This window comes from Cyanobium sp. T1B-Tous (assembly GCF_024345475.1).
In the GTDB taxonomy this organism is placed as follows: Bacteria; Cyanobacteriota; Cyanobacteriia; order PCC-6307; family Cyanobiaceae; genus Cyanobium_A.
Window position 1 is genome coordinate 1 of record NZ_JAGQBE010000041.1, and the last position, 24,587, is coordinate 24,587.

General features: G+C 68.2%; 28 protein-coding genes. 15 read left to right on the forward strand and 13 right to left on the reverse strand.

What is annotated here, in order from left to right:
- Nucleotides 1-1,959, reverse strand: a 1,959-nt coding sequence (locus KBY71_RS10030) for a cation:proton antiporter (protein ID WP_254928770.1), incomplete at its 3' end; no start/stop codon positions are given.
- Between the two features lie 30 nt (nt 1,960-1,989).
- On the opposite strand from KBY71_RS10030, the gene KBY71_RS10035 reads away from it, so the two are divergent.
- On the forward strand, nt 1,990-4,788 hold the full coding sequence (locus tag KBY71_RS10035) for a cation-transporting P-type ATPase (RefSeq protein ID WP_254928771.1): 2,799 nt from the start codon (nt 1,990-1,992) through the stop codon (nt 4,786-4,788).
- Here the strand turns inward: KBY71_RS10035 and gorA are convergent.
- Nucleotides 4,785-6,152, reverse strand: coding sequence for a glutathione-disulfide reductase (gorA, locus tag KBY71_RS10040; protein WP_254928772.1), 1,368 nt, complete (start codon nt 6,150-6,152; stop codon nt 4,785-4,787). The two genes, KBY71_RS10035 and gorA, sit on opposite strands and share 4 nt — an antisense overlap.
- Before the next feature lie 123 nt (nt 6,153-6,275).
- On the reverse strand, nt 6,276-7,718 hold the full coding sequence (locus KBY71_RS10045; RefSeq protein ID WP_254928773.1) for an ammonium transporter: 1,443 nt from the start codon (nt 7,716-7,718) through the stop codon (nt 6,276-6,278).
- Nucleotides 7,719-7,994: 276 nt separating this feature from the next.
- Between KBY71_RS10045 and KBY71_RS10050 the strand changes: the two genes are divergently transcribed.
- From KBY71_RS10050 to KBY71_RS10060, 3 genes are all read left to right on the forward strand, one after another.
- A complete protein-coding gene (locus tag KBY71_RS10050; RefSeq protein ID WP_254928774.1) occupies nt 7,995-8,216 on the forward strand; it encodes a DUF4278 domain-containing protein in 222 nt (73 codons plus the stop codon).
- A 62-nt stretch (nt 8,217-8,278) separates the two neighbouring features.
- Nucleotides 8,279-8,515, forward strand: coding sequence for a hypothetical protein (locus KBY71_RS10055; RefSeq protein WP_254928775.1), 237 nt, complete (start codon nt 8,279-8,281; stop codon nt 8,513-8,515).
- Between the two features lie 105 nt (nt 8,516-8,620).
- Nucleotides 8,621-8,962: a P-II family nitrogen regulator gene (locus KBY71_RS10060; protein WP_254928776.1), complete on the forward strand. Its 342-nt coding sequence runs from the start codon at nt 8,621-8,623 to the stop codon at nt 8,960-8,962.
- Between the two features lie 72 nt (nt 8,963-9,034).
- On the opposite strand, the gene KBY71_RS10065 is transcribed toward KBY71_RS10060, so the two are convergent.
- Nucleotides 9,035-9,553, reverse strand: a complete 519-nt coding sequence (locus tag KBY71_RS10065; RefSeq protein ID WP_254928777.1) for a phycocyanin subunit beta — start codon at nt 9,551-9,553, stop codon at nt 9,035-9,037.
- A gap of 100 nt (nt 9,554-9,653) precedes the next feature.
- On the opposite strand from KBY71_RS10065, the gene KBY71_RS10070 reads away from it, so the two are divergent.
- From KBY71_RS10070 to KBY71_RS10080, 3 genes are read left to right on the forward strand one after another with little or no spacing between them, the layout of a single operon-like run.
- Entirely contained in the window at nt 9,654-10,925 is a 1,272-nt protein-coding gene (locus KBY71_RS10070) for a glutathione S-transferase family protein (RefSeq protein ID WP_254928778.1), read from the forward strand.
- Between the two features lie 7 nt (nt 10,926-10,932).
- On the forward strand, nt 10,933-11,514 hold the full coding sequence (locus KBY71_RS10075) for a DUF2808 domain-containing protein (protein WP_254928779.1): 582 nt from the start codon (nt 10,933-10,935) through the stop codon (nt 11,512-11,514).
- 17 nt (nt 11,515-11,531) lie between these two features.
- Entirely contained in the window at nt 11,532-12,191 is a 660-nt protein-coding gene (locus KBY71_RS10080; RefSeq protein ID WP_254928793.1) for a M23 family metallopeptidase, read from the forward strand.
- 4 nt (nt 12,192-12,195) lie between these two features.
- Here KBY71_RS10080 and KBY71_RS10085 read toward each other — a convergent pair whose 3' ends face one another.
- From KBY71_RS10085 to KBY71_RS10100, 4 genes are all read right to left on the reverse strand, one after another.
- A complete protein-coding gene (locus KBY71_RS10085) occupies nt 12,196-12,648 on the reverse strand; it encodes an SgcJ/EcaC family oxidoreductase (protein WP_254928780.1) in 453 nt (150 codons plus the stop codon).
- Nucleotides 12,642-12,893, reverse strand: coding sequence for a hypothetical protein (locus KBY71_RS10090; protein WP_254928781.1), 252 nt, complete (start codon nt 12,891-12,893; stop codon nt 12,642-12,644). The genes KBY71_RS10085 and KBY71_RS10090 overlap by 7 nt, the downstream gene beginning before the upstream one ends.
- Before the next feature lie 104 nt (nt 12,894-12,997).
- Complete coding sequence (locus tag KBY71_RS10095; RefSeq protein ID WP_254928794.1) at nt 12,998-15,166, reverse strand: glutamine synthetase III; 2,169 nt, start codon at nt 15,164-15,166, stop codon at nt 12,998-13,000.
- Nucleotides 15,167-15,223: 57 nt separating this feature from the next.
- Nucleotides 15,224-15,616, reverse strand: coding sequence for a Hepatitis C virus core protein (locus KBY71_RS10100; RefSeq protein WP_396095262.1), 393 nt, complete (start codon nt 15,614-15,616; stop codon nt 15,224-15,226).
- An 82-nt stretch (nt 15,617-15,698) separates the two neighbouring features.
- Here KBY71_RS10100 and arsS point away from each other — a divergent pair, with 82 nt between their 5' ends.
- From arsS to KBY71_RS10120, 4 genes are all read left to right on the forward strand, one after another.
- Nucleotides 15,699-16,679 carry an arsenosugar biosynthesis radical SAM (seleno)protein ArsS gene (gene arsS, locus KBY71_RS10105; RefSeq protein WP_254928782.1) on the forward strand — a complete coding sequence of 327 codons (981 nt, stop codon included), beginning with the start codon at nt 15,699-15,701 and terminating at the stop codon, nt 16,677-16,679.
- A gap of 194 nt (nt 16,680-16,873) precedes the next feature.
- Complete coding sequence (locus KBY71_RS10110) at nt 16,874-17,281, forward strand: PilZ domain-containing protein (protein WP_254928783.1); 408 nt, start codon at nt 16,874-16,876, stop codon at nt 17,279-17,281.
- Nucleotides 17,278-17,865: a hypothetical protein gene (locus KBY71_RS10115; RefSeq protein ID WP_254928784.1), complete on the forward strand. Its 588-nt coding sequence runs from the start codon at nt 17,278-17,280 to the stop codon at nt 17,863-17,865. Before KBY71_RS10110 ends, KBY71_RS10115 begins: the two co-directional genes overlap by 4 nt.
- A gap of 79 nt (nt 17,866-17,944) precedes the next feature.
- Nucleotides 17,945-18,460, forward strand: a complete 516-nt coding sequence (locus KBY71_RS10120; RefSeq protein WP_315858548.1) for a translesion error-prone DNA polymerase V autoproteolytic subunit — start codon at nt 17,945-17,947, stop codon at nt 18,458-18,460.
- Nucleotides 18,461-18,577: 117 nt separating this feature from the next.
- On the opposite strand, the gene KBY71_RS10125 is transcribed toward KBY71_RS10120, so the two are convergent.
- Both KBY71_RS10125 and KBY71_RS10130 read right to left on the reverse strand, forming a co-directional pair.
- Nucleotides 18,578-18,736: a hypothetical protein gene (locus KBY71_RS10125; protein WP_254928785.1), complete on the reverse strand. Its 159-nt coding sequence runs from the start codon at nt 18,734-18,736 to the stop codon at nt 18,578-18,580.
- Between the two features lie 16 nt (nt 18,737-18,752).
- A complete protein-coding gene (locus tag KBY71_RS10130) occupies nt 18,753-19,076 on the reverse strand; it encodes a hypothetical protein (RefSeq protein ID WP_254928786.1) in 324 nt (107 codons plus the stop codon).
- A 190-nt stretch (nt 19,077-19,266) separates the two neighbouring features.
- Here KBY71_RS10130 and KBY71_RS10135 point away from each other — a divergent pair, with 190 nt between their 5' ends.
- Together KBY71_RS10135 and KBY71_RS10140 are read left to right on the forward strand one after the other, a co-directional pair.
- Nucleotides 19,267-19,404: a hypothetical protein gene (locus tag KBY71_RS10135; RefSeq protein WP_254928787.1), complete on the forward strand. Its 138-nt coding sequence runs from the start codon at nt 19,267-19,269 to the stop codon at nt 19,402-19,404.
- Between the two features lie 74 nt (nt 19,405-19,478).
- Nucleotides 19,479-20,138 (forward strand): phosphoribosyltransferase, encoded by a 660-nt coding sequence (locus KBY71_RS10140; RefSeq protein ID WP_254928788.1) that lies wholly within the window; start codon nt 19,479-19,481, stop codon nt 20,136-20,138.
- A gap of 23 nt (nt 20,139-20,161) precedes the next feature.
- On the opposite strand, the gene KBY71_RS10145 is transcribed toward KBY71_RS10140, so the two are convergent.
- The 3 genes from KBY71_RS10145 to KBY71_RS10155 are packed head-to-tail and all read right to left on the reverse strand — an operon-like array spanning nt 20,162 to nt 22,368.
- On the reverse strand, nt 20,162-20,602 hold the full coding sequence (locus KBY71_RS10145; protein ID WP_254928789.1) for a hypothetical protein: 441 nt from the start codon (nt 20,600-20,602) through the stop codon (nt 20,162-20,164).
- 46 nt (nt 20,603-20,648) lie between these two features.
- Entirely contained in the window at nt 20,649-21,197 is a 549-nt protein-coding gene (locus tag KBY71_RS10150) for a rhodanese-like domain-containing protein (RefSeq protein ID WP_254928790.1), read from the reverse strand.
- Nucleotides 21,198-21,219: 22 nt separating this feature from the next.
- Nucleotides 21,220-22,368 (reverse strand): MBL fold metallo-hydrolase, encoded by a 1,149-nt coding sequence (locus KBY71_RS10155; protein WP_254928791.1) that lies wholly within the window; start codon nt 22,366-22,368, stop codon nt 21,220-21,222.
- A gap of 87 nt (nt 22,369-22,455) precedes the next feature.
- On the opposite strand from KBY71_RS10155, the gene KBY71_RS10160 reads away from it, so the two are divergent.
- Nucleotides 22,456-22,794, forward strand: coding sequence for a helix-turn-helix transcriptional regulator (locus KBY71_RS10160; protein ID WP_254928792.1), 339 nt, complete (start codon nt 22,456-22,458; stop codon nt 22,792-22,794).
- A 389-nt stretch (nt 22,795-23,183) separates the two neighbouring features.
- Nucleotides 23,184-24,587 (forward strand): carboxypeptidase M32 (locus KBY71_RS10165; RefSeq protein ID WP_254928797.1); only part of this gene is annotated, 1,404 nt, incomplete at its 3' end.

The window sequence follows — 24,587 nt, forward strand, 5'->3', positions numbered from 1 at the left end:
CTCCAGCTCGCTGGGGGGATTTCCCATCGCTGTGCCCGCGCGCGTCACGGCCAGCACGTTGACGCCAAAGTCCTCGCGCAGGCCACTGGTGGCGATTGTGGCCCCGAGCAGCGGGGAACTGGCGCCCAGCCGCAGGCTGTGGGTGGCGAGGTTCGGTACTGCCACCCGTAGGTCGTGCACCGCGGTGGCCTCCTTGGCCAGGCCCCTGGTCATGCGGCGCCAGTCGCCGCGCACATCGCCGATCAGGGCCTTGATGTCTTCGCGGGGCACCAGCATCCGGGCCAGCACCCGGGAGAACACCTCGATCGACACCTCCAGTTCATCGGCGATCACCTCGTCGGCGCCGAGAGCCATCAGCGGTTCCACTTCCCGCAGATAGCGGCTGCGCACCAGGATGTAGGCATCCGGGGAGAACCGGCGGCAGAGCTCCACCACCCGCCGTGCCCCGGCGGGATCGTCGATCACCACCACAATCGCCCGGGCCCGATCGGCGTGCACCAGTTCGAGGATCGGCGGCTGGCTGGCATCGCCGTAGTGGATCGGTTCTCCCTGGGCCCGGGCCTCCTTGACGATGCCGGCATTCACCTCCACCACCGCATAGGGCACCTCCGTGCGGCGGGCCGTGTGGGCAAGGTTGCGGCCGGTTACCCCGAAGCCCACGATCAGGATGTGACCGTTGTACGCCTCGCTGGACGGCGGTGGGTCCTGCAGCCAGCGCCCCTGCAGCCGCCGGTGCAAGGGGGTGTGGCTGAGCCATTCCGCTAGCCCTGGCCCGCTGCCCACCAGGAAGGGTGTGGCGATCATGCTGAGCACGGCCACATCCAGCACGGTCTGGAAGATGTCCTGGCTGAGCAGGCCTGCCGACACCCCCGCCTTGGTGGCCACAAGGGAGAATTCCCCCACCTGGCCGAGGGCCATGCCGGCCAGCACGGCGTTGCGCAGGGGAAGGCCCACCTGCAGGGAGGCGATGATTCCCACCAGGGGTTTGATCAGCACCACGCCAAGGGTGAGCAGGGCGATCTGCCAGGGATGGGCCAGCAGGAAACTCACATTCAGCAGCATCCCGATCGACACGAAGAAGAGACTCATCAGCACGTCGCGGAAGGGCAGCATCACCGCCACCGCCTGGTGGGAGTAATCCGATTCCGAGAGGATGAAGCCCGCCAGGAAGGCCCCTAGGGCCAGGGACAGCCCCAGGGACTGGGTGAGCACGGCGATGCCCACACAGAGCATGAACACCCCCAGCAGAAAGGCTTCCGAGCTGCGGGTGCGGGTGATGCGCTCCAGCACAAAGGGCACCAGCCAGCGGTAGGCGCAGAAGCCGAAAACCCCCACCAGTGCCACCTTGGCTAGGAGCAGGCCGATGGCGCCGAGTCCGGAACCCCCTGCCCCGCCGGCCAGCAGGGGGGCCATCAGCATCACGGGCACCACGCCGATGTCCTGGTAGATCAGGATCGACAGCACCGAGCGGCCGTGGGGGGTATCCAGCTCGGCCCGCTCCTGGAGCATCCGCAGCACGATTGCCGTGCTGGAGAGGGCGGCGACGAAGCCGAGGTAGAGGGCCTGCTGGCCGCTCAGGCCCGTGGGCAGCAGTAGGCCGCCCACCACCGTGGCGGTGCCGAAGAACTGGACACTGCCGCCCACCGAGAAAAAGCGCTGCAGGCGTGCCAGGTCGGCGATCGAGATCTCCAGCCCGATCACGAACAGCAGCAGCACCACGCCGATTTCGGCCAGCAGTTCGATCTCGTGCACGTTGCGCACCAGGCCAAGCAGCTCGGGCCCCGCCAGCACCCCGCCCACCAGCAGGCCGATGGCCGATGGCAGCTTGAGGCGGTGGCACACCAGCGTCGCCAGCACCGACAGGCCGAAGATGACAACCAGGTCGATCAACAGACTCAGCATGGGCAGGGTGCGGCTGCGGGCTCGGACCTGCTGGCAGGGTAAGGACAGGCTGTTCATGATGAAACCGTCCGCATCGCTGGTGGTTCCGTGCTGCTTTCGGCCAGCCAGCCGATCTGGTCACTCCCGGTGGAGGCGGTGCCGGCGGCGCTGCAGAGCACACCCCAGGGCCTGAGTCAGCTCGAGGCCCAGCGGCGCTTGGAGCGGTTCGGAGCCAATCGCCTCCCGAGCCTGCGCCGCCGCCCCCTGGTGCTGCGGTTCATCGACCAGCTGGTGCATTTCATGGCCCTGCTGCTCTGGGTGGCTGGGGGCCTGGCCTTTGCCGCCGGCACCCCCCAGCTCGGCTGGGCGATCTGGGCCGTGGTGCTGATCAACGGGGTGTTTTCCTTCTGGCAGGACTACCAGGCCGAACGCACCCTGGCGGCGCTCAAGCGCTCCCTGCCCCGCCAGGTGCGCCTGTTCCGCGACGGCGTGCCCACCCAGCTCTCCGCCGAGCTGCTGGTGCCGGGCGATCGGATCCTGCTGGAGGAGGGAGACCGGGTGCCCGCCGATGCCCGCCTGATCCGCGCCGTGGAGTTGAGCCTGGATCTCTCGGTGCTCACCGGGGAGTCCCAGGCGGTGGCGCGCCACGCCGAGGCGATTGCCACTCCTGTCGCGGCATCGGTCATTGACAAGGCGGCGTTGATCCCCACCCGGGAGCGGGCCAACCTGGCCCTGGCCGGCACCACCGTGGCCGCGGGTCGGGGTGAGGCCATCGTCTATGCCACCGGCGGCGAAACCGAATTCGGCCATGTGGCCCACCTCACCGCCGCCACCCCCCGCGGGGTGACCACCCTGGAGGAGCAGGTGGGCCACATCGTGCGCACCATCACCGTGATCGCCCTGGTGATGGGGGTGATCACCTTCAGCCTCAGCCTGCTGTTTGTGGGCATGGCGCCGCTGGAGAGCCTGGTGTTCGCGGTGGGGATCATCGTGGCCAACGTGCCCGAGGGGTTGCTGCCCACCGTCACCCTGGCCCTGGCCATCAATGTGCAGCGGATGGCCAGCCAGAAGGCCCTGGTGCGGCGGCTCTCCGCCGTGGAAACCCTGGGCTCGGTGAGTGTGATCTGCAGCGACAAGACCGGCACCCTCACCTGCAACCGGATGGCGGTGGAGGCCACCTGGTTGCCGGGAGCCAGCGGGCGGCCTGCTGGGGATCGGGTGACAGGGGATCAGGCGGGTGTGGATCCGGCGGCCCACCAGGAGCTGTTGGCGGGGGCCTGCCTCTGCTCCAACGCCCGCCTCGACCGCAGCGGTGCGGCCCTGCGGGCGATCGGTGATCCCACCGAGACCGCCATGTGGATGGCGGCCCTGGCCCAAAACCTGAGCCCCGACGCCCTGCAACAGCGCCATCCCCGCCGCCGCGAGGTGCCGTTTGACTCCCATCGGCGTCGCATGAGCGTGGTCGTGGAGCGCGATGGCGGCCTGGAGCTGATCACCAAGGGGGCGCCGCTGGAGTTGCTGGCCCACTGCACGCCTGAGGGGCGGGCGGCGGCGGTTGCCGCCAACGACGATCTGGCGGCCCGCGGCTACCGCGTCATTGCGGTGGCCCGGCGCCGGCTCGATCCCTCCCTGCTCGCCGCTCCGGCGGACCAGCTGGAGAGCGAGCTCACCCTGGTGGGCCTGCTGGGTCTCTATGACCCGCCCCGGCCCGAAGTGCCCGAAGCCATCCGCCAGTGCCACCAGGCCGGGATCAAGGTCACCATGGTGACCGGCGACTACGGCCTCACGGCCCAGGCGATTGCGCGCCAGATCGGCCTGCTCGATCCGCCCGCCGGGGGCCAGGGCCCTACCGGCGTCAACCACGCCCAGGCCGATCCGGTGCGGGTGATCCAGGGCGACCACCTCGACCTGATCAGCGATGTGCAGCTCAGGCAGCTGCTCAAGTACCGCAACCGGCTGGTGTTTGCCCGCATGGCTCCGGAGCAGAAGCTGCGCTTGGTGCAGGCCTACCGCGCCCTCGGCGAGGTGGTGGCGGTCACCGGCGATGGGGTGAATGACGCCCCGGCGCTGCGGGCCGCCGATGTCGGTGTGGCGATGGGGTTGGAGGGCACCGATGTGGCCCGGGAGGCCGCCGATGTGGTGCTGCTCGACGACAACTTCGCCACCATCGTCACGGCCGTGCGCTACGGCCGCGGCGTGGTGGCCAACATCCGCAAGTTTCTGCCCTACGTGCTGGCCAGCAACGTGGCGGAGATGACGCCCTTCCTGGCCATGGTGGCCTTCCAGATCCCGGCGGCCCTCACGGTGCTGCAGATCCTGGCGGTGGATCTGGGCACCGATCTGTTGCCGGCGCTGGGCCTGGGCGCGGAGGCTCCGGAGGGGGGGCTGATGCACCAGCCGCCCCGGCGGCGCACGGCGCCGCTGCTGGATCGCCCGCTGATGATCCGCGCCTATCTGGTGCTGGGTCTGGCGGAAGCGCTGGTGGCCATGGCGGCCTATTGGCTCACCTGGCGCCTCCATGGTGTGAGCTGGACCGAGCTGCGCCAGGCCGCCCCCCTGTTGCTGCATGGCCAGGCGGGCCCCGTGCTCACGGCCATCCAGCACCAGGCCTCGAGCGTGGCGTTCACCTGCATCGTGGCCGGCCAGATCGGCGTGGCATTGGCCTGCCGCAGCGATCGGCGTTCGGCGTTTGTCGCGTTGGTGCGGCAGGGCTGGCGCACCAACCCCTTGCTCTGGTTTGGGGTGGCGATGGAGGTGGTCTTCACGGCGCTGCTCCTGTTCTGGCCACCCCTGTCGCGGCTGTTTGCCATGGCCCCCTTCGATCGCCAGCTCTTGCCCCTGGTGCTCCTGGCTCCGCTGCTGGTGATGCTGGCCGACGACCTGCGCAAGCGCCGGATCGCCGCCTAGTTCGGCATCGTCACGAACTCCTCTGCCACGGAGGGGTGCAGGGCCATGGTGCGGTCGAAGTCGGCCTTGGTGGCCCCCATGCCGATGGCGATGGCCGCCATCTGGATGATCTCGGCGGCGTGGTCTCCCACCATGTGGCAGCCGAGCACCTGGGTGGTGGCGCTGTCCACGATCAGCTTGAGCAGCACCTTGGGATCCCGGGCCGGTAGGGCCTGGCTCATGGGCCGGAAGCGGGCCCGGTGCACCGTGATCCCATCGGCACCGCAGCGCTCGATCGCCTGTTCCTCGGTGAGCCCCACGCTGGCCAGTTCGGGCTGGCTGAACACCGCACTGGCCACCAGGCTGTGGTCCACCTGGCGGGGCTTGTGGCCATACACGGTGTCGGCGAAGGCGCGACCCTCATCCACCGCCACCGGGGTGAGGTTGATCCGGTCGGTCACATCGCCCACGGCGTAGATGCCCGGCACGTTGGTGCGCTGATCGGCATCCACCGGGATGCGGCTGCCCTCCACGGCCACCCCGGCGGCCTCCAGGTTGAGCCCCTGGAGGAAGGGCTTGCGGCCGGTGGCCAGCAGCACGCCGCCGCAGGGGATCTGCTCCCCGCTCTGGGTGGTCACGGTGAGTTCGCCGGGGGCGCACTGGCCGGTGATCGCTGCGGGCGAGTGGGCCAGCCGGATCTCAATGCCGCTGGCTTCCATGGCGGCGCGCACCGCCTCGCTGGCCTCCCGGTCGAAGCCCCGCAGCAGGTGGTCGCCGCGCACCAGCTGGGTCACCTGCACCCCCAGGCCGTTGAGAATCCCGGCGAATTCGCAGGCGATGAAGCCAGCTCCCACCACCACCACGCGATCGGGGAAGCGCTCGAGTTCAAAGAGGTCGTCGCTGAGCCAGCCCAGCTCGGCCCCGGGGATCTCCGGGCGCTGGGGCCGGCCACCCACGGCGATCAGGATCCGTTCGCCGTGCAGGAGTTGCGGTTCCCCGCCGGACGTCGAGGCCACGGCCACGGTGTGGGCGTCCTGGAATCGCCCCCAGCCGGGCACCAGCTCCACCCCGGCCTTCTCCAGAAAGCCGATGTGCAGCGCGTTGAGCCGATCCACTTCGGCTCGCACGTTGGCCAGCAGGGTGGCCTGGTCACAGCGCACTGGTCCGGTGCTCCATCCGTAGCTGGCGGCATCGGCCAGCAGGTGCTGGTAGGCCGAGCCGTACACCAGCAGTTTTTTGGGCACGCAGCCGCGGATCACGCAGGTGCCGCCCACCCGGTCTCCCTCCACAATCGCCACCCGGGCGCCGTAGCTGGCGGCCCGTTTGGCGGCGGCCAGCCCACCGGAGCCGGCCCCGAGCACGATCAGGTCATAGGAGCTGGCCATGGGGGATGTGGCTGGGAAGGACTGACGCCCCTCACGCTATGGCGGGAACCAGCCCAGCCCCGGCCAGGGCCAATAAAAAAGCCCGCGGCGTGCCGCGGGCCCATGGACGCAGGGGGAGAACCCTTACTTGGCCGTGGCGGCGAAGTCGGGATACGCCTCCATGCCGTGCTCGCCGATGTCGAGGCCTTCGATCTCTTCCTGCTCGGTGACACGGATGCCACCGAAGAGGGCGCCGATGACCGACCAGACAATCCAGGAGGAGACGATCGCAAAGACCGCGAATGCCACCACACCCACGATCTGAACGCCCAGCTGGCTGAAGCCGTGGCCGGTGAGCAGACCCTTGTCGGTGTTGAACAGACCCACCGCCAGGGTGGCCCAGATGCCGCAGGTGCCGTGCACCGAGAAGGCACCCACCGGATCGTCGATCTTGAGGCCGTCAATGAAGGCCACGGAGAACACCACGATCACACCGGCGATGAAGCCCACCACCCAGGCTGCGGGCATGGAGAAGCCGTCGCAACCGGCGGTCACACCCACCAGGCCTGCCAGCACACCGTTGATGGTCATGGTGAGGTCAGGCTTGCCCCCGGTGAACTGGCTCACCAGGGTGGCCGCGATGCCGCCGCCGGCTGCGCCGAGGGTGGTGGTCACAGCGATGTAAGGCACCTCGGGGGCCATGGACAGCCAGGAGCCGGGATTGAAGCCATACCAGCCGAGCCAGAGGATCAGGCAGCCCAGGGTGGCGATCGCCAGGTTGTGGCCTGGAATGGCCTGGGGCTTGCCGCCCACAAACTTGCCGATCCGGGGTCCAAGCAACATGGCTCCGATCAGACCCGCCCAGGCACCGAAGGAGTGCACCACGGTGGAGCCGGCGAAGTCGATGAAGCCCATCTTGTTGAGCCAGCCCTCACCCACGTTCCACTGCCAGGAGCCGGAGATGGGGTAGAGCACGCCCACCAGCACCAGGGAGAAGATCACAAACTCGCCAAACTTGATCCGCTCGGCCACCAGGCCGGACACGATCGTGGCGGCTGTGCCGGCGAAGGCGGCCTGGAAGAGGAAATCAACGCTGGGCACCAGTTTGCCATCGGTCACCATCTCGGGGGTGACGGTGGGATCGAAGAACAGGCCGCCGAACTTGAACCAGCCCGGAATCACCCAGCTGGCGTTGTACATGATCTTGTAGCCAATGAACCAGTAGGCCGTCACCGCCAGGGCGAAGACGATCAGGTTCTTGGCAAGAATGTTGACGGCATTCTTCTGGCGGCACATCCCGGCTTCCACCATGGCGAAGCCGGCGTTCATGAAGATCACCAGAGCGGCGCAGATCAACAGGAACATGTTGTTGGCCAGGAAGGCCGGAGTGAGCTCGGGGAGCTCGGCGGCGTGGGCCGCCAGGTTGAAGACACCCAGGCCGAAGAGAGCGAGGGGGACGCAGGCCAACCAGACAAGCGAGCGGCTGTTGCTGAATCCGCGAAGGCTGCGCAGCAGCATCATCGGAGCTTCGGACAGGCTCGCCTCCTGAAGACGCTTGCGCCTTGGAGGGGTGGAAGCAATGGTCATGGGCAGTTCAGAAAGACGGCTGCTCAGAATTGGGGATGGTCGAGATCCCTTCGCTGCAAAGGATCGGTGCTCCCAGGGTGATCAGGTGTTCGTTTTGATACCGAATGGCACTCCGGTGCCCGGAGAGGCCCCTCGTGATCAACCTCCGCTGGTCGCGAAGAGATGCAAAGAAAGGATCTGAATGTTCACGGTGAACATTTTTGTTGGGCTACAAATGCTGTGGGCTCACCTGGTCCTACCCAGCGCCCTGTTTGAGAGTTCTCCGCGGTCTTCACCATGACCCCAGCCAAGCTCCGTTACCGCGGCGTCGCCTACGACGCCAGCCAGCACGAGCATCCTTCCGCCCAACCGGTCGACCACATCTATCGCGGTCAGCATTACGAAGCTCCCCTCAAGCACGAGCCGAACCCGGCGGATCCGGAGCTCGCCCTGCACTACCGGGGTCACGTCTATCACCACCGTGCCGCTGAGGCCGCACGCCAAGTCGCCGATTCGTAGCCGTTACGACGTCTCTTCTCGGGTGGATCGACCTGAATAGGCGCCTCTGAGGAAGACAGCTTTTGGAGTGCGCTACTGCCCAGCCCGCGGTTGCCGACCTCGCCCTAGCCCAGCTCTCCCGGGGCGTGCGCCTGCTGCCCTGCTCGGTGCTCGGCATGGTGTGGCTGCAGACCCATTTCGAGGATCGCTTCTGGGAGCCCCTCGCCACGGGCTCCGCCCGGGTTGACCGGGCTTCTGCTGATCAGTTGGGCGTTGAGGCAGAGGCGGCTGGCCTGAAGGTGGCGCGCCTGGTGGCGTGATGGTCTCCCTAGGGCGGCCAGGGCCTGGGCGGCAGGGCTGATGCGGTTGCTACAGAAGGGTCCTCAGGTTCTGGCTAGACAAGGACCGATCAGCATTGGTAACGCGTGAAACAGATTCAAGCCGTCATCCGCCCTGAAAAGCTGGATGCCGTCAAGGATGCCCTGGTCTCCCTCGGGATCAACGGCATGACCGTGACCTCCGTGCAGGGTTTTGGCAAGCAGATGGGGCACACCGAGGTTTACCGCGGCGTGAAGATGGACGCCCGTCTGCTCTCGAAGCTGATGATCACCACCGTGGTCACCGACGGAGCCATGGCTGGGGTGGTGGAAGCGATCCAGACCGCGGCGCGCACCGGCGAAATCGGCGATGGAAAAATCATCGTCACGCCCGTGGAAGCCTCCATTCGGATTCGCACCGGTGAAACCGGGGACGCCACCTTGGATTGATTCAAGTCCAACCCGGCCGGTACAAATCGGCCGGTCCAGCTCCTGTGGGCTCGACCGGCCGATGGCCTGGGCTCAGCCGACTGCAGCAGCAGCGCGGTCGAAGTAGGTGCCGACTTCGGACATCAGGGCGGAGCAATCGCCGGGGGTGATGCCGTTGCGATCGTTGGCGATCGAGATGGCGGCGTCCTTCATCTTGCGGATGCCTTCAGCCACGGAAGCGCCGGGGACGCCGAGGGCGAGGTAGGTCTCACGCAGGCCGTTGAGGCAGCGGTCTTCCAGCACGGAAGCGTCGCCGGTGAAAATGGCGTAGGTGACGTAGCGGAGAACGATCTCCATGTCGCGCAGGCAAGCAGCCATGCGGCGATGGGTGTAAGCGTTGCCACCGGGTGCGATCAGGGCGGGTTGCTGATCGAAGAGATCGCGTGCCGCGTTGGTGACGATGGCGGAAGCGTTGGAGGTGATGCGGTTCACCGTGTCCATGCGCTTGTTGCTCTCGGCCACCATGGCCGTCAGCGCATCGATCTGACCGGCGCTGAGGAATTCGCCACGGGCATCGGCTTGGGCCACAACCTTGGTGAAGGCGTCAAACATGGGAGCGCTGTTACGAAACGTCGCAGGCGGAACCCTAGGGGCGACGCTGCTCCGGCCGCGAGCCACTAGAACCAAGGCTGCCGCTGGGGTGGGGATGGACATGGAGATCGAGACAGGGCGCACCGGACCCCTCTCTTGGCTCGAGCTGGAGGCCCTGGTGCCTGCCCGGCCCGATCCGATCCAGGGCCCCACCAGCGCCCAGGCCCGCCTGCGCCTGTTCGGCCAGCCGGAAGAGGCCGTGCGGGTCACCCTGTTTCGCGACCATCACGCCTGGTGCCCCTACTGCCAGAAGGTGTGGCTGTGGCTGGAGGAGAAGCGGATTCCCTATCGGATCCGCAAGGTCACGATGTTCTGCTACGGCGAGAAGGAGGCCTGGTTCCGGCGGCTGGTGCCGTCCGGCATGCTCCCCGCCCTGGAGCTCGATGGCCGGTTGATCACCGAGAGCGACCGCATCCTCGAAGCCCTCGAAGGGGCCTTTGGCCCCTTGGGGCCAGGCATGGCCGATCCCGCCGTGCTGCCCCTGCGCCAGCTGGAGCGGCTGCTGTTTCGGGCCTGGTGCCAGTGGCTGTGCAGCCCTGGCCTGGGCCCCCAGCAGGAGCTGGCGGCCCAGGCGGCCTTTCAGCGCGTGGCCCGCGCGTTTGAGCAGGCGCTCGACCAGGGCCCGGGCCCGTTCCTGCTCGGGGACCTGGGCACGGCCGATCTGGTGTTCGTGCCCTATGTGGAGCGCATGGCCGCCAGCCTGGCTTACTACAAGGGCTTTTTGCTGCGCCGCGAGCACCCGGCCATTGATCGCTGGTTTGCGGCGCTGGAGCAGCGCTCCACCTACCGCGGCACCCAGAGCGATTTCCACACCCACGCCCACGACCTGCCGCCCCAGATGGGGGGCTGCTACGCCAGTGGCACGGCCCTTCAGCGTGACCTCGCTGCCCGCATCGATCAGGGCCCCTGGCCGCTCGATGCCCCCGATCCTGAAACCAGCCAGCCCGAACCCACGGACGCGCCAGTGGTGGCCCTGGCTCGGGTGCTCCGGCACCGGGCAGTCATCCTGGCCCGCAATCCCGTGGGCCCTGCGGCCTTCGACCTCCCCCTGCGCATCGCCCTGACGGCCCTGGTGGAGCTCCAGCCCGGGCTGCCCCTGGTGCCGCCGCCGGGCAGTGCTGCCGCCCTGCGGTATCTGCGGGACCGCATCAGCGTGCCGCGCGACATGCCGCTCCATGCCGGCCGGCGCCTGCGGCAGGCCCTGGAGGCCACCGCCTGCCGTGATCCGCTGGATGGGGCCGCCCAGGGGCCGCCGATTCCGGTGGGTCATCGCCGCGACCAGGACCCCCAGCCATTTCTGCAGGCAGCCCCTACCGTTCTGCCAGCCGCCTAGCTCCCCGGTGTCCCTGCTCCGTCTGCCCCGCCGGCGCCGGCCCCAGCGCCGTGGATGGTTGCTTGCCACGGCCCTGGGTGCCTGTCTGTCGCCGGGGCTGGTGCTCGGCGCCCGGGCCCTGGAGCTGAGGGGTGCCACCTATTTCGCCAAGGCGCCCTGGAAGGTGGATTTGGTGAGTTATTACACCACCATCTGGCAGACCCGGGCCGAGTACTACTTCACGCTGAGCCTGGATCCCGAGGCGGGGGTACCCCTGGGCGGTCTCACGATTCAGCAGACCCGGGGGGTCGATACCCGCTTCCCCTTCTTTGTGGAGCGCACCTCGGCCTTCCTGGGCCGCCCCCGCCAGGGCGGGGCCAAGGTGCCCGTGGAGGCCCGTTTTGACGAAGCGGCCCGCCTGTTCACCCTCACCTTCCCCGAGCCGGTTCCCCCCGGGGCCACGGTCACGGTGGTGCTCAAGCCCTGGAACAACCCTGCCTACTCGGACACCTACATGTTCCAGGTGACCGCCTATCCCGCTGGGCCCAACCCCTCGCCAGCACCCGTTGGATTTGGCACCCTGCGGATCTACGACCCCGACTGGCGCTGAGCCCGTCCCTGTTGCGTGTGTTGCGTCCCCATCCGCTTCCATCCCTGCTGCTGATCCTTCTGGTGCCGGCCCTGCTCCCCCTGCCCGTGGGGGCCGAGGCCCAGAGCACGACGCTCGGCCCCCAGGTGCCGCCCCAGTCGATCCCCCAGCAGGTGACGGTGGCAGCGGTGCTTCCCCCTGGAGCGGCGGCTTCGGTGGCTGCAGGCCAGAGGGGGGCGTCGGCCACCCCGCGCCTGGCCTATCCGCTGGCGCGGCCCGCCGAGAGCATGGATCCCTGGGGGTGGCGCTATTCAGAGCGCCGCGGGGCCTGGCGGATGCACACCGGTGTGGATCTGGCGGCCGACCAGGGCACGCCGGTGCTGGCCGCCCTGGCGGGTCGGGTGGTGCTGCTCGAGCCGATCAGTGGCTATGGCACCACGGTGGTGGTCGACCACGGCAACGGCTGGCAGACCCTCTATGCCCACCTGCACGACAGCGCGGTGGCGCCGGGGCAGTGGCTGGAGCAAGGCGAGCCCCTGGGCACCGTCGGCATGACCGGCCAGGCCAGTGGCCCCCACCTGCACTTCGAGCTCCGGCACCAGGGCCCCGATCTGCTGGCCCTGGACCCCACGCCGCACCTCCCTCCCCTGCTGCCTCCCCCCTCCCTGCCGCCGGTGCTGGCCACGGTGGCACCTTGAGGACCTAGCCAGGCAGAAGCGAGGAGTGGTGGTGCTGGATCCGCCACTGCCCCTGCTCCAGCCCATAGACGAACGTGTAGCGCGCGTTCACCGTGGCCTGAGGGTCGTGCAGCGCGAAGCGATAGGTGCCCGCATCGACGGCCTCGTTGCAGCCCAACCGGATCTGGCGGTGGGTGATGGTGCCGCTGGGATGGCGGCTCAGGAAGCTGGTGAAGTAGTCGGTGATGCCCTCGGGCGTGTCCCGCAGCTCGGGCGAGAGGGTGGGCAGCAGCAGGGCTTGGTCGCCGTAGAGCTTGGCGACCTCGCTGGGATCCCCACTGGCCAGGGCCTGATTCCACTGCTCAAACCAGCCGCTCACCTCCTGCTCGCTGAGGGGCGCGCAGCTTGTTTGGAGTGCTGCGGCCGGGGATGCCCACAGCAGCAGTCCGAGGCCAAGGGCCAGCAGCCCCCTCAGCACCCAGGAAAGCGCAGGGTGCGCCAGTCGCCGCTGGCGGTGCTCACTTCCACGCCAATGTCCACGGGCTCCTGGCTGCCACCGCAGTGGTCCTGCCACCAGCCCATGGCCTCGCTCCAGGCGGCGTCGAGGGACTCGTAGAGATCGTCGAGCACCGGATGGGGGGCTCCCTGGCGGTCGACCAGTCGGTAGTACCGCACGTGGCTGGAGGCCAGGGAGCGCGCAGGCTGGGATCTCAGGGTTGGCATGTCTGGCTTTTCTGCTCTTGGACGGATCATGGCGCTTGTGCCAGATGCGAACTGTCACCTTCACAACATCTTTCGGTGTCAGGGGCGTCATCTGGCTTGGGTCATCAGCGCATGAACAGCATCTCCTGGTAGCTGGGGAGGGGCCAATCGGCGTCGTCCACCAGCAGCTCCAGTCCATCCACGGCTTCGCGGATGCGCAGCATCATCGGCAGCAGGGTTTGGGCGCAATGGGCCATGTGGGCCTCGATGCCGTGGGGTGGGTTCTGCAGGGCCTGCTCCAGCCCGGTGCACTGCCCCACCAGCTGCTGGTTCAGGGCCACCAGCTGGTCCACCAGGCTCCGGTCGGCGCCGATGCCCAGGGCTTCCTGGCTCTTCAGCGACCGGGCCAGGTTGTCGAGGTAGGCCATCACCACCGGATACACCTGGGTGCGGGCCAGGCGCAGCACGAGTTTGGCCTCCACCTCGATGGCGAGCACGTACTGCTCGGCGTACACCTCATACCGGCTCTCCAGCTCCAGGGGGCTGAGCACCCCCTGGCGCTCAAACAGATTGCGGATCACCGGGCGCTGCAGCACGGGCAGGGCATCGGCGGAGGTGGGCAGGTTTTCCAGGCCCCGCTCTTCCACCGCCATCCGGTGCCAGGCACTGGAGTAGCCGTCGCCGCCGAAGATCACGGCGCCATGGTCGTCCATGGTGCGCTTCAGCACGGCGAAGGCCGCCTGCTCTAGGGAGGAGCCGGTGTTGAGCTGGTCTTCGATCTGGTCAGCCACCCACTGGATCGAATCCGCCAGGATCGTGTTGAGGGCCACCAGGGGGCCCGCCACGGATTGGCCGGAGCCAACGGCGCGGAACTCAAAGCGGTTGCCGGTGAAGGCAAAGGGGGAGGTGCGGTTGCGGTCGCCGGGATCCTTGGTGAGGTCGGGCAGGGTGTCGACGCCGAGTGACATCGAGCCGCCGCTGGAGGAGCCGGTGAGCTGGCCCGCCCGGATCTGGTTGAACACATCCTCGAGCTGGCTGCCGAGGTACACCGAGATGATCGCCGGGGGGGCTTCGTTGGCGCCGAGGCGGTGGTCGTTGCTGGCGGTGGCGATCACCGCCCGCATCAGCGGTCCGTAGCAGTGCACACCGCGGATGACGGCGGCGCAGAAGAGCAGGAACTGGAGGTTGTCGTGGGGGGTCTGGCCGGGGTCGAGCAGGTTGCCCTGGGTGGCGTTGCCGATGGACCAGTTGACGTGCTTGCCGGAGCCGTTGATGCCAGCGAAGGGCTTCTCATGCAGCAGGCAGGTGAAGCCGTGCTTCTTGGCCGTGGCCTTGAGCACGGTCATGGTGAGCTGCTGGTGGTCGGTGGCGACGTTGGCGGCCTCGAAGTAGGGGGCGATTTCAAATTGGCCTGGGGCCACTTCGTTGTGGCGGGTCTTGGCGGGCACGCCGAGGCGGTAGAGCTGGCGCTCCACGTCCTGCATGAACACCTGGACGCGCTCGGGGATGGCGCCGAAGTAGTGGTCGTCGAACTGCTGGCCCTTGGCGGGAGGGGCGCCAAAGAGGGTGCGTCCGGCGAGGAGCAGGTCGGGTCGTAGGGCGACGAAGGCGCTGTCAACGAGGAAGTACTCCTGCTCGGCGCCGCAGCTGGAGTTGACGGGAGCGATGTCGGATTCGCCGAGGAGGCGGAGCAGGCGCTGGGCCTGCCGGTTCATGGCGGCGTTGGAGCGGAGGAGGGGCGTTTTCTTGTCGAGGGCCTCGCCGGTCCAGGAGACGAAAACGGTGGGGATGCAGAGGGTGACCCCGTTGGGGGTCTGCATGAGATAGGCGGGGCTGGTGATGTCCCAGGCGGTGTAGCCGCGGGCCTCAAAGGTGGAGCGGATGCCGCCGTTGGGGAAGGAGGAGCCGTCGGGCTCGCCCTGCACCAGCAGCTTGCCGGTGAATTCGGTGATCACCCGGCCATCGCTCTTGGGCGAGATGAAGCCGTCGTGCTTCTCGGCCGTGGAATTGGTGAGCGGGTAGAAGACGTGGGCGTAATAGAGGGCGCCGCGGCTGGTGGCCCAGTCCTTCATCGCGTCGGCCACGGCATTGGCCACCGACAGATCGAGCTTGCCGCCCTCGCGGATGGTGCGCTGGACGGACTTAAAGATGCGTCCGGGCAGCGCCTCTTTCATCGTGGCCAGGCTGAACACATCGCTGGCCCAGAGCTCTCCGAACGGCGCGATCGCTGCGGTCGCCACCGGGCGTCGCCGCTGAATCGTCTGCAGGGCAGCAAAGCGCTGGGGGCTGGGCATGGGATGCACCACGGAGAAATCCATCATCCACCGCTGCCGGCTTGGCCCTATCCCGGTTCAGATCAGATAGCGCCGGATGCTGGGGCGGCTCCAATACACGAGTGCGGCGGTGGTCGCCGCCCAGAGCAGGCCGGAGAGCACGGCGGTCAGGGGCCGCCCCTCGCTCAGCAGAGCCAGGCGCACGATGCCGTAGGGCAGGCCCACCGCCAGGGCCATGGCCAGGGCCACGATCGCCAGGATCTGCCCCCAGGCTCGCCACTTGAGCAGGGCGATGGAGGCCACGAGGCCCACCACGGCCGTGGGCAAGACGGCGCTGGCTCCCACCACGATGTTGGCGGTGCGCCAGGTGGGATCCAGCAGGATCACGGCCAGGCCCAGGGGAATGGCCAGCCCATTGGCCACCAGCCCCAGACGGGCCAGGGTGACGTAGCCGCGGGGGGGCTGCTCCAACATCGCGAACTCAGCGCAGGCCATCCACCATCGTCGGTCATGGGCACGCGGCAGGATGGGCAGGTTGAAGCCGCACCAGCCGGTGCCCGCCAGTCCTCTGCCCCAGCTCCCCCCCCTGCTTGAGGCTCCGGCGTTTCCGTCACTTCGGCGCGGCCCCCTCACCACCCTGCAGGTGAACCTGGGCTACCGCTGCAACCAGGCCTGCAGCCATTGCCATGTGAATGCGGGGCCAACCCGCACCGAAATGATGGATGGGGCCACGGTGGCCCTGATTCCGCCGGTGCTGGCGGCCCGGGGTCTCCGCTGCCTCGATCTCACCGGTGGGGCCCCCGAGCTCCATCCCCAGTTCCGGGAGCTGGTGGTGGCGGCCCGGCGGCTCGGGGTGGAGGTGATCGACCGCTGCAATCTCACGATCCTGTCGGAACCGGGCCAGGAGGATCTGGCCCACTTTTTGGCGGATCAGGGCGTCACGGTGGTGGCCTCCCTGCCCTGTTACGCGGCCGACAACGTTGATCGCCAGCGGGGATCGGGCGTGTTTGCCCGCAGCATTGCAGCCCTGCGCCAGCTCAACGCTCTGGGCTACGGCCAACCTGGCAGTGGCCTGCTCCTGCATCTCGTCTACAACCCCCAGGGCCCAACGCTGCCGCCCCCCCAGGCCCAGCTGGAAGCGGAGTACCGGCGCGTGCTCGCCGCTGAATTCGGCGTGGTGTTCACCAGCCTCTACGCCTTGGCCAACATGCCGATCCAGCGCTTTGCCCGCTGGCTCGAGGCCCAGGGGCAATTGGTGGCCTATCAGGCCCTGCTGCAGGCCCAGCACCGCCCCGAAAACCTCGCCCAGGTGATGTGTCGCTCCCTGATCAGTGTCGACTGGCAGGGCTGGCTGTTCGACTGCGATTTCAACCAGCAGCTGGGCCTGGCGGCGGCGGGGAGCCGGCCGCGCCCCCATCTGCGCGCCCTGCTGGAGTGGGATCCCGAGGGCGATCCGGTGGTGGTGGCCGACCATTGCTTCGGCTGCACCGCCGGTGGGGGCTCCAGCTGCGGTGGGGCGCTGGGATCGAGCTGATCGTCAGTTTGTCAGTCCGTTCGTCCGCCAGTCCGTCCGTTCAAGCCCTGGGTTCCCCGTTGGACGGTCTGAATTGTTGAACTGTGACTTCTTCTGAGGTCTTGCCGCGTTCATGGTCGATTCCCTAGTATTTGTTTAAACCAACATCGCTGGTCCGTGCAGACAAATTTCCCCGTCTGCGATCTTCTGTCCTGATGCCGGATCCTTCCCCCAGGAATGAAGAGCGGCACATCGTGCCATCGATCAGCATGACGATTCAGATCGACTTCCACGTCGATCCCGTGCCGTTTGTTGGCCGTCTCTGGGACGTGAGTGCTTCGGGTGCCTGTCTGTTGTTTCCCATCCGGGAGCCGGTGGTGCCTGGCCTTTCCGGCTCCCTCACCATTCATCACCCCACCTTCGGTGACCCCATCCGTCTGCGGGCCAGTTCCCTCTGGGTTGACCGGCTGGAGTCGTCGTCCTATGTGGGGGTTCGCTTCCTCGAGCGCATTGATTTTGAAGACACGTTCCTCCGGGTGCTGATGCGACGCAGCGGTGGTCGCACGCCGCTGGAAGGCTTGGGTCATCTGCATCCCGAAACCCCGTTCGGCAGGTTCGGTTGAGGCGAGGCCCCAGCCTGATTGCGCTGTTGGTGCCCCTGGGGCTCAGCCCCACCATGGCGGCCCAGGCCCTGCAGCGATCGGCTGCCCCCGTGGCCGTCTGTGTGGTGGCTCCCCGGGTGGAGCCCGTGGCGGAGGGCGATGCGGTGGGAGTGGTGCCCATGCCGGCGCCGCAGCTGGTGGTGGTTGAGCCCTTGCGGGAACTCCGCATCGAGCGCCACGGCCGCCTGGTGTGGCGTCAGCAGGTTCCCGTAGGCCAATCCTTTCGGGCTCCCCTGGCCTGGCCCGTTGCGCCGATTGCTCCTGGGGAGGTGGTTCTGCTGCGCTTGCGGCCCGAGCAGGCGGCTGAAGGCACCTTTGCCCATGTGCAGCTGGTGGGTGCCTCCGCCGAGCGGATGGCCAGCACCGATGCCTTGATCCGTTCCCTCGGTCAGCGTCCCCTGGCCTGGCTGGCCGCCATCGAGGCGGCTCTGGAGGTTGGCGATGTGTCCCTGGCCTGGGCCCTGCTGTTTGCTCCAGCGCTGCCGGAAGCCCCCGACCTCGCGGCCCTGAGGGTTGAGGTGGTGCGCCGGGGCTGCGGCGAGTAAGTAATACAGGTGTACTGGCGGTGCGCTAGCTTGCTGGCGGGTTTGCGGCGCCCTGGCCTGTGATCTCGCCCCTCCTCCTGTGACTGATCTGATCTGGCTTGGCCCCCTCCGCCAGGGCCAGCACCAGGAGTCCCTGCTCCTGCCCCTCGCCCTGGAGGCGGTGGCGGCCGGCTTCCCCAGCCCGGCTGACGACTACGTCGAGGCGGCGATCGATCTCAATGGCGTCCTGATTCCCCGCCCCAGTTCCACCTTCCTGATGCGGGTCGATGGTGAGGCCATGCGCGGGGAGGGGGTCCACCATGGCGATCTGCTGGTGGTCGACCGCAGCGTGGCGCCGCGCCCAGGATCCACCGTGGTGGCAGTGCATGAAGGCCGATTCGTGCTGCGTCGGCTGGAGGGACGCCCAGGCCGATGGCGTCTGGAGGCCAGCGATCCCAACACCCCTGCGATTGCGTTGTGCGGGGAGAATCCCGATCTGCTGATCTGGGGCGTGGTGATGCATGCGGTGCACCACCTCTGCGCCCCATCATCCCGATCCCGGCGGCGCGGTGCGGTTACCCGCGCCTCACCAGAAGCCCTGGGAGTGGAGCCATAGGCCGAGCAATCCCATGGGCACGAACACGGCGCCCAGGATCTGGAGCTTGATGGTGCGGGGGGAGGGCTGCTGGTTCCGGGGCGGCATGGACAGGGGCGATGGGGACGGGGCTGGGCCCTAGGCGCGGGACTGTTGGAGCAGGGCGGCGAGTTCCTCCAGCTGGTCGTGGTTCAGCATCCAATCCCCTTGGGCGTCCTTGGTGATGTGCTGGGCTTCCAGCATCCAGCCGTCCTCGGTCTGTTCCAGAACGAAGTGGGGGGATTGGTGACGGGTCATGGCAGCAGCAGGGAGATCAGGCGGAGGGGGAGAAGAGGATCGGTCGATAGGTGGGAGGGGTGGCCGGGGACAGGCTCCACTTCACCCGGCAGGTGAAGGTGGCGTATTCGCCGCTGATCGCGGTGGACACGCGCATGGCCGTGACGATGGCCGCAGGAGGCATGCGGTATTGGGCCTGGTTGCAGGCGTCCACCTCGGAAACGGGCGAGCTGTATTCCGTGATGGTGTTGGGGGGGGTCACCGTGGTTCCGGGACGGCCGGCCAGGGCCATGCCGGGAAGGAGCAGGGCGGCGGCGGCGCTGAGCGCAAGCAACCGGGGAGAGAGCACGGGATGGCGCATGGCCCGTCAGAACATTTGAAGCTGTCCTAGCCGACCTTTCGCCGTTGTGCCCGTCTCTGCGGACAGTGCGTTGTTCTGGCCGAGCGATTTGCGAGCGCTCTGGTTAACTGAGTTTGCAGGCGTGCTGCAAGAGCCAAGACGCCCCAAATCGCCATTTCAGCTTATGGACGTTCGTCGCCGCAGAATCCTGTTGACCGTGCTGGTGGTGGTGCTGGCGGTGGTGCTGGCCAGCGTGGCGGCGGGCGCGCTGGCGAGCTTTCCCACGTCCTTGCTGCTGCCGCTCTTGCTGATGGCTGTGGCCACGGCGCTCTTCTACATCTGGGCTTAGGGGCGGGCTGGGTTGGGCTGGCCCGGCGGAGTGTCCGTTGAATCCCTGATCCCCTCCCCACCGTGCGGTTGATGATGGCTCCCCATCCACCCCTCTGGAGTGACCGGTACGCGGCGGGTCTTGCCCTGGCTGCGCGGTTGCAATCCAGCCTGGGCAGTGGCGATCCAGGCACGGTTGTGGCGCTGCCCCGCGGCGGCGTGCCTGTGGCGGTGGCTGTAGCGGAGGGCCTTCAGCTGCCCCTGGTCACCTGGTCGGTGCGCAAGGTGGCTGATCCCCGTTGGCCGGAGCTGGCGATCGGGGCCATTGCCAGCGGCGGCGTGACGGTGTGGCGCCAGGGCCAGGGGGGCGTGGAGCCCGAGGCCGTGGCCATTCAGCAGGGATGGCTGCAGGCCCAGGAACGGGAATTGGTGCGGCGCCAGACCCTCTTCGGTGATCCCAGCCCTGCGGCGCTGGGCGGCCGCCATCTGATTGTGGTGGACGATGGCATCGCCACGGGCATGACCGTCAAAGCCGCGTTGCTCTCTCTGGCTCAGGTCCAGCCCCGACGTCTCACCCTGGCCGTGCCGGTGGTGGATCGCAGGGTGGCTCGGGATCTGGCCGGATTGGTGGATCAGTTGGAGGCGTTGGCGGTTGTGGACGACCTGCAGGCGGTGGGCCAGTGGTACGAGACGTTCCCCCAACTCAGCGATGGGGAGGTGCTCGAGCTGCTGCGGCCCTGGCAGCAGCGGACCTGAGCTGGGGTCAGGCGCTGGTGGCTTCAGAGCGAGGCCTGGCGCCACCAACGCCAGCCCTCCACGTTGATCAGGAGACCGAACACCGTGAGCGCCAGCATCAGCACGATCTGATCCATCCGGGCATCGGGCACGAGGATGTCAGCCACCAGATGGGGCAGGTTCGTCACGGAGTAGACGACGCTGAACCAGAAGTGGAGGCGTCGCCAGGGGCGCCAGCGCGAGGGTGGAGCCGCCGCCGTGTCCGCGTAGGCGATCAGCACGATCGCGATCAACGGCAGCAAGAAGTACCCGAGCATGGCCCCGAATAGCAGCGGCAGGGCCTCCGCCTGGATCTGGCTATGGATTTCGGGCGACTGGCCATGGAACAGGGGCATCAGGCCCAGGTCCACGTGAAAGAGCATGGCCAACAGCCAGGCGATCCAGAGGGTGATCAGCCGCTGGGCATGGTTCGTGGTCGAGCGCATGCGATCTGTTCAGGGACGGGAGCCCGCTGCCGATGGGTTGTCGGGATCATGGTGCAATCCGGTTCCAGGGCATGGCTGCTAGCAGGCGGGCCATGCCGCAGAAGCCGGTGATGCCGGAAAAGGTGAGACCAGCCCCCACCATCCAGGTGAGCAGGATCCAGCCCGGTGCCACGCTGCTGCTGAGAACCAGGCCGAGCAGGCTCAGCGAGCCGGCTGCGATCTGCACCTGACGCATCAGCGGCAGGGGAGCATTGGCCAGTTTCCGCAGGGGTAGGCCGGCTTGCTGCCACTGGGGCAGGCCCCCTTCCAGTTCGCTGACGGGATGGGGGTGGCCCCGCTCCAACAGGGCGCGGACGCCTTGGTGACTGCGGTTGCCGCTTTGGCACACCAGCACCAGCGGCCCCTGGGGGAGATCGGCCTGCTGCAGACGGGAGAGGGGCACGTTCAGGCTGCCGGCGATGTGGCCGCCTGCGTATTCCATGGGTTCACGCACATCAATCACGCTGACCCGGTGATGGCCGAGCTGCTCGGCCAGTTGGGGGGCGCTGATGGGCACGGATGGGCCGGTGGAGTTGAGGCTGGAGGAGTGGGTCATGGCTGGGAGGAAACGGAGGGGATCAGCTGGCGACAACGCCTTCCAGCGGGTAGCCCCCATCGGCCCAGCGGGCCAGGCCGCCGTGGAGATTGGCCACCTGGAGGCGGCCGGCTTTGAGCAGTTGCTGGGTGGCCAGGGCGGAGCGGCTACCGGAATGGCAGACCACCACCACGGGAGCTCCGGCGGGGATCTCCCCGGCGCGCTCCTCCAGCTCCGGCAGCGGAATCAGCAGGCTGCCGCTGATGCGTCCATCCGGGCCGCCGAATTCCTCCAGCGAGCGCACATCGAGGATCGTGAGCTGGTCGCTGTGGCGGGCCACCCAGTCCGGGGTGACCTCGGGCAGTCCGGCGTAGCTGCGCCCCAGCGGTGCCCAGACCTCGTCTGGGGCGGGCTGGCCCGCACCGGTCCCGCTCTGGCGGGGTTTGCCCGAGCGCATGTTGCCGGGAAGGGCCTCGGCGATCCGGTGGGGGTGGGGCAGTTTCATGTTCTCCATGTGGCCCACGAAATCCCGCTCGGTGGCGGCGCCGCCGAGCCGGGCGTTGAAAGCCCGTTCTTCGGCCACGGAGGTGACGGTGCGGCCGGTGTAGTCGTGGCCGGGATAGAGCAGGCAGGCTGCGGGCAACGACAGGATTTGCTCGGTGATCGAGCGGTACAGGGTGTGGGCGTTGCCCTGCTGGAAGTCGCAGCGGCCGCAGCCCCGCACCAGCAGGGCATCACCGGTGAAGGCCATGGAGTGGTCGTCCAGCACGACGCTGATGCAGCCATCGGTGTGCCCGGGGGTGCTGCGCACTTCTAGGTGGCGCCCGCCGAAGGCCACCCGGTCGCCGTGATGCAGCGGCAGGGTGACGTTCTCGGCCCCCACCGCCGCCGCCAGGCCGATGGCGCAGCCGGTGGCCTGCTGCATTCGCCAACTGCCGGTGACGTGGTCGGCGTGGGCGTGGGTGTCGATCGATGCCGTGAGGTTGACGCCCAATTCTCGGATGAGGGAGAGGTCACGGCCGTGCTGCTCGAACACCGAATCGATCAGCACCCCTGCGCGGCTGGGGACGTCCACCAGCAGGTAGGTGAAGGTGCCGGTGTCGGCATCAAAGAGCTGGCGGAACAGCACCATGCCGCCACCGGCGGCGGCGCGGAGGTCGAGGGCAGGGGCGGTGGAAGCGGGGGGCGTCATGGCGGCAAACCCGCCGGCGAAGGAACCGGAGGATGGCATCAATATGACGATAGCCGCATAATGTGTTTGCCGACATGTGCCGTTGCAATGGCTGCCGCCGGATCCCTGCCGTCTCCCCAGTTGCTGGAGGAGTACAGCCAGTTCTTCCGTCTGCTCAGTGAGCCGGCCCGCCTCCAGCTGCTCTGTCAGCTCCGGCAGGGGCCCATGGATGTGGCTTCCCTGATCGCGGCCACCGGGTTTTCCCAGTCCCACATCAGCCGCCAGCTGGGTCAGCTGCAGAGGGCGGGCCTGGTGTGCTGCGAGCGCGATGGCGTTCGCACCATCTGGCGTGCCGAGGGGGGGCTGGTCGACGACCTCTGTGCCCTGGTGCAGACCAGGCTTCGCCAGCGACTCCAGAGCCAGCTGGCCCAGCTCCAGTCGGCCTGAGCGCGCCAACACCCCGGGTTGAAAAGGCGCCCCGTGGGGGGCGCCTTAGCACCGGTTGCGGATCATGGCCTTGGCATCTGGGGCTCGACCCGATCGGGTGTCATCCCAGCTCGGGCTATGCAGCCCAAGGTGTCAACACGCGGGAATCAGGAGTGGCCTATGGCTCACTGCAGCTACGGGATGGCGTTCGCGCCACGTCACCGAGTTCACTGAGGTTTCACGCATCGTGGGCGCACCTCCGCTGTGTACACCGGCTCGGGGGCATCCCTGGCCGGACTCTCTGGGGGGGTAAGGATCGGGTTGGCTGCCGCCCTCCCCTCAAGTTCAAAGTACGCCTTTTTCGGAGGGCGGGGGCCTGCAGGATGGGCCTGTTCCCGTACCACCTCTCCATGCCTGCCGCGGGTTCCGCCTTCGCCCAGCTTCACCAGCACCTGCACCACACCCGTCTGCTGGGCTCGATCAGCAGTGCCCTCTACTACGACCAGAACACCGTGATGCCTGCCGCCGGGGCCGCCTGGCGGGGCGAGCAACTGGCCCTGCTGGCCGGGCAACTGCACGAGCATCAGAGCAGTGATGCCTACGCCGACCTGGTGGCGTCGGCTGAGGCCGAGCTGGGCTGCGATGCACCGCCCGAGCGCCGCCGCAACCTGGAGCTGCTGCGGCTCGAGCTTGAACGTCAACGCTGCCTGGATCCCGCGCTGGTGACGCAGCTCGCCAAGGCCCAGTCCCGCGGCAATGCGGTGTGGCAGGACGCCCGAGCCCGCCAGGATTTCGCCGCCTTCGCCCCGGCCCTGAAGGAGCTGATTGCCCTGCGCCGCCAGCAGGCCGCTCAGCTGGCCGCCGCCGAACCGGTGGCCCGCAGCCCCTGGGAGATCCTGGCCCAGCCCTTTGAGCCCGATGTGAGCAAGGCGCGCCTGGAGGAGCTGTTTGCCCCCCTCAAGGCGGAGCTCCCGGTGCTGCTCGAGCAGGTGGCCGCAGCCGGGGCAGCCTCGGCTCCCGGCGAAAGGCCGCCGGCTGCTCCGGCTGTCGATCTCCCTGAGGCGCTGCAGGAGCAGCTGTGCGCCGAACTCCTCGACAGCTGGGGCTACGACGCCAGCCGCTGCCAGCGCTCCCGCTCCGCCCACCCCTTCTCCTGCACCGTCGGCCCCCAGGACTTCCGCATCACCACCCGGGTGGTGCCGGGCCAGCCGCTCTCGGCCTTCCTGGCCACGGCCCACGAATGGGGCCATTCGCTCTACGAGCAGGGTCTGCCCCGCAGCGGCGACCACTACTTCCCCTGGCCCCTGGGGGAGGCCACCTCGATGGGGGTGCACGAGTCGCAGTCGCTGTTCTGGGAATGCCGGGTGGCCCGCAGCCGCGCCTTCGCCGAGCGCTGGCACCCCCGCTTCTGCCAGGAGCTGGGGGCGGCGTCAGGTGCCGATCCCTGGGGCGGTGCCTTCGGGTTTTGGCGCGCCCTCAACCCCCTGCGGCCCGGGCTGATCCGCGTGGAGGCCGATGAGCTCAGCTACGGCCTGCACATCGTGCTGCGCTTTGAGCTGGAGCTGGCCCTGCTGGAGCAGGAGATGCCGGTGGAGGAGTTGCCCGAGCAGTGGAACCGGCGCATGCAGGAGCTGCTGGGCGTCCAGCCCGCCAATGACGCCGAAGGCTGCCTGCAGGACATCCACTGGGCCGAGGGCCTGTTTGGCTACTTCCCCTCCTATGCGCTGGGTCACCTGATCAGCGCCCAGCTGGCCGAAGCCATGGAACGGGAGTTGGGCCCCATCGCCGGCAGGGTGGCCGCCGCTGATGAGGCC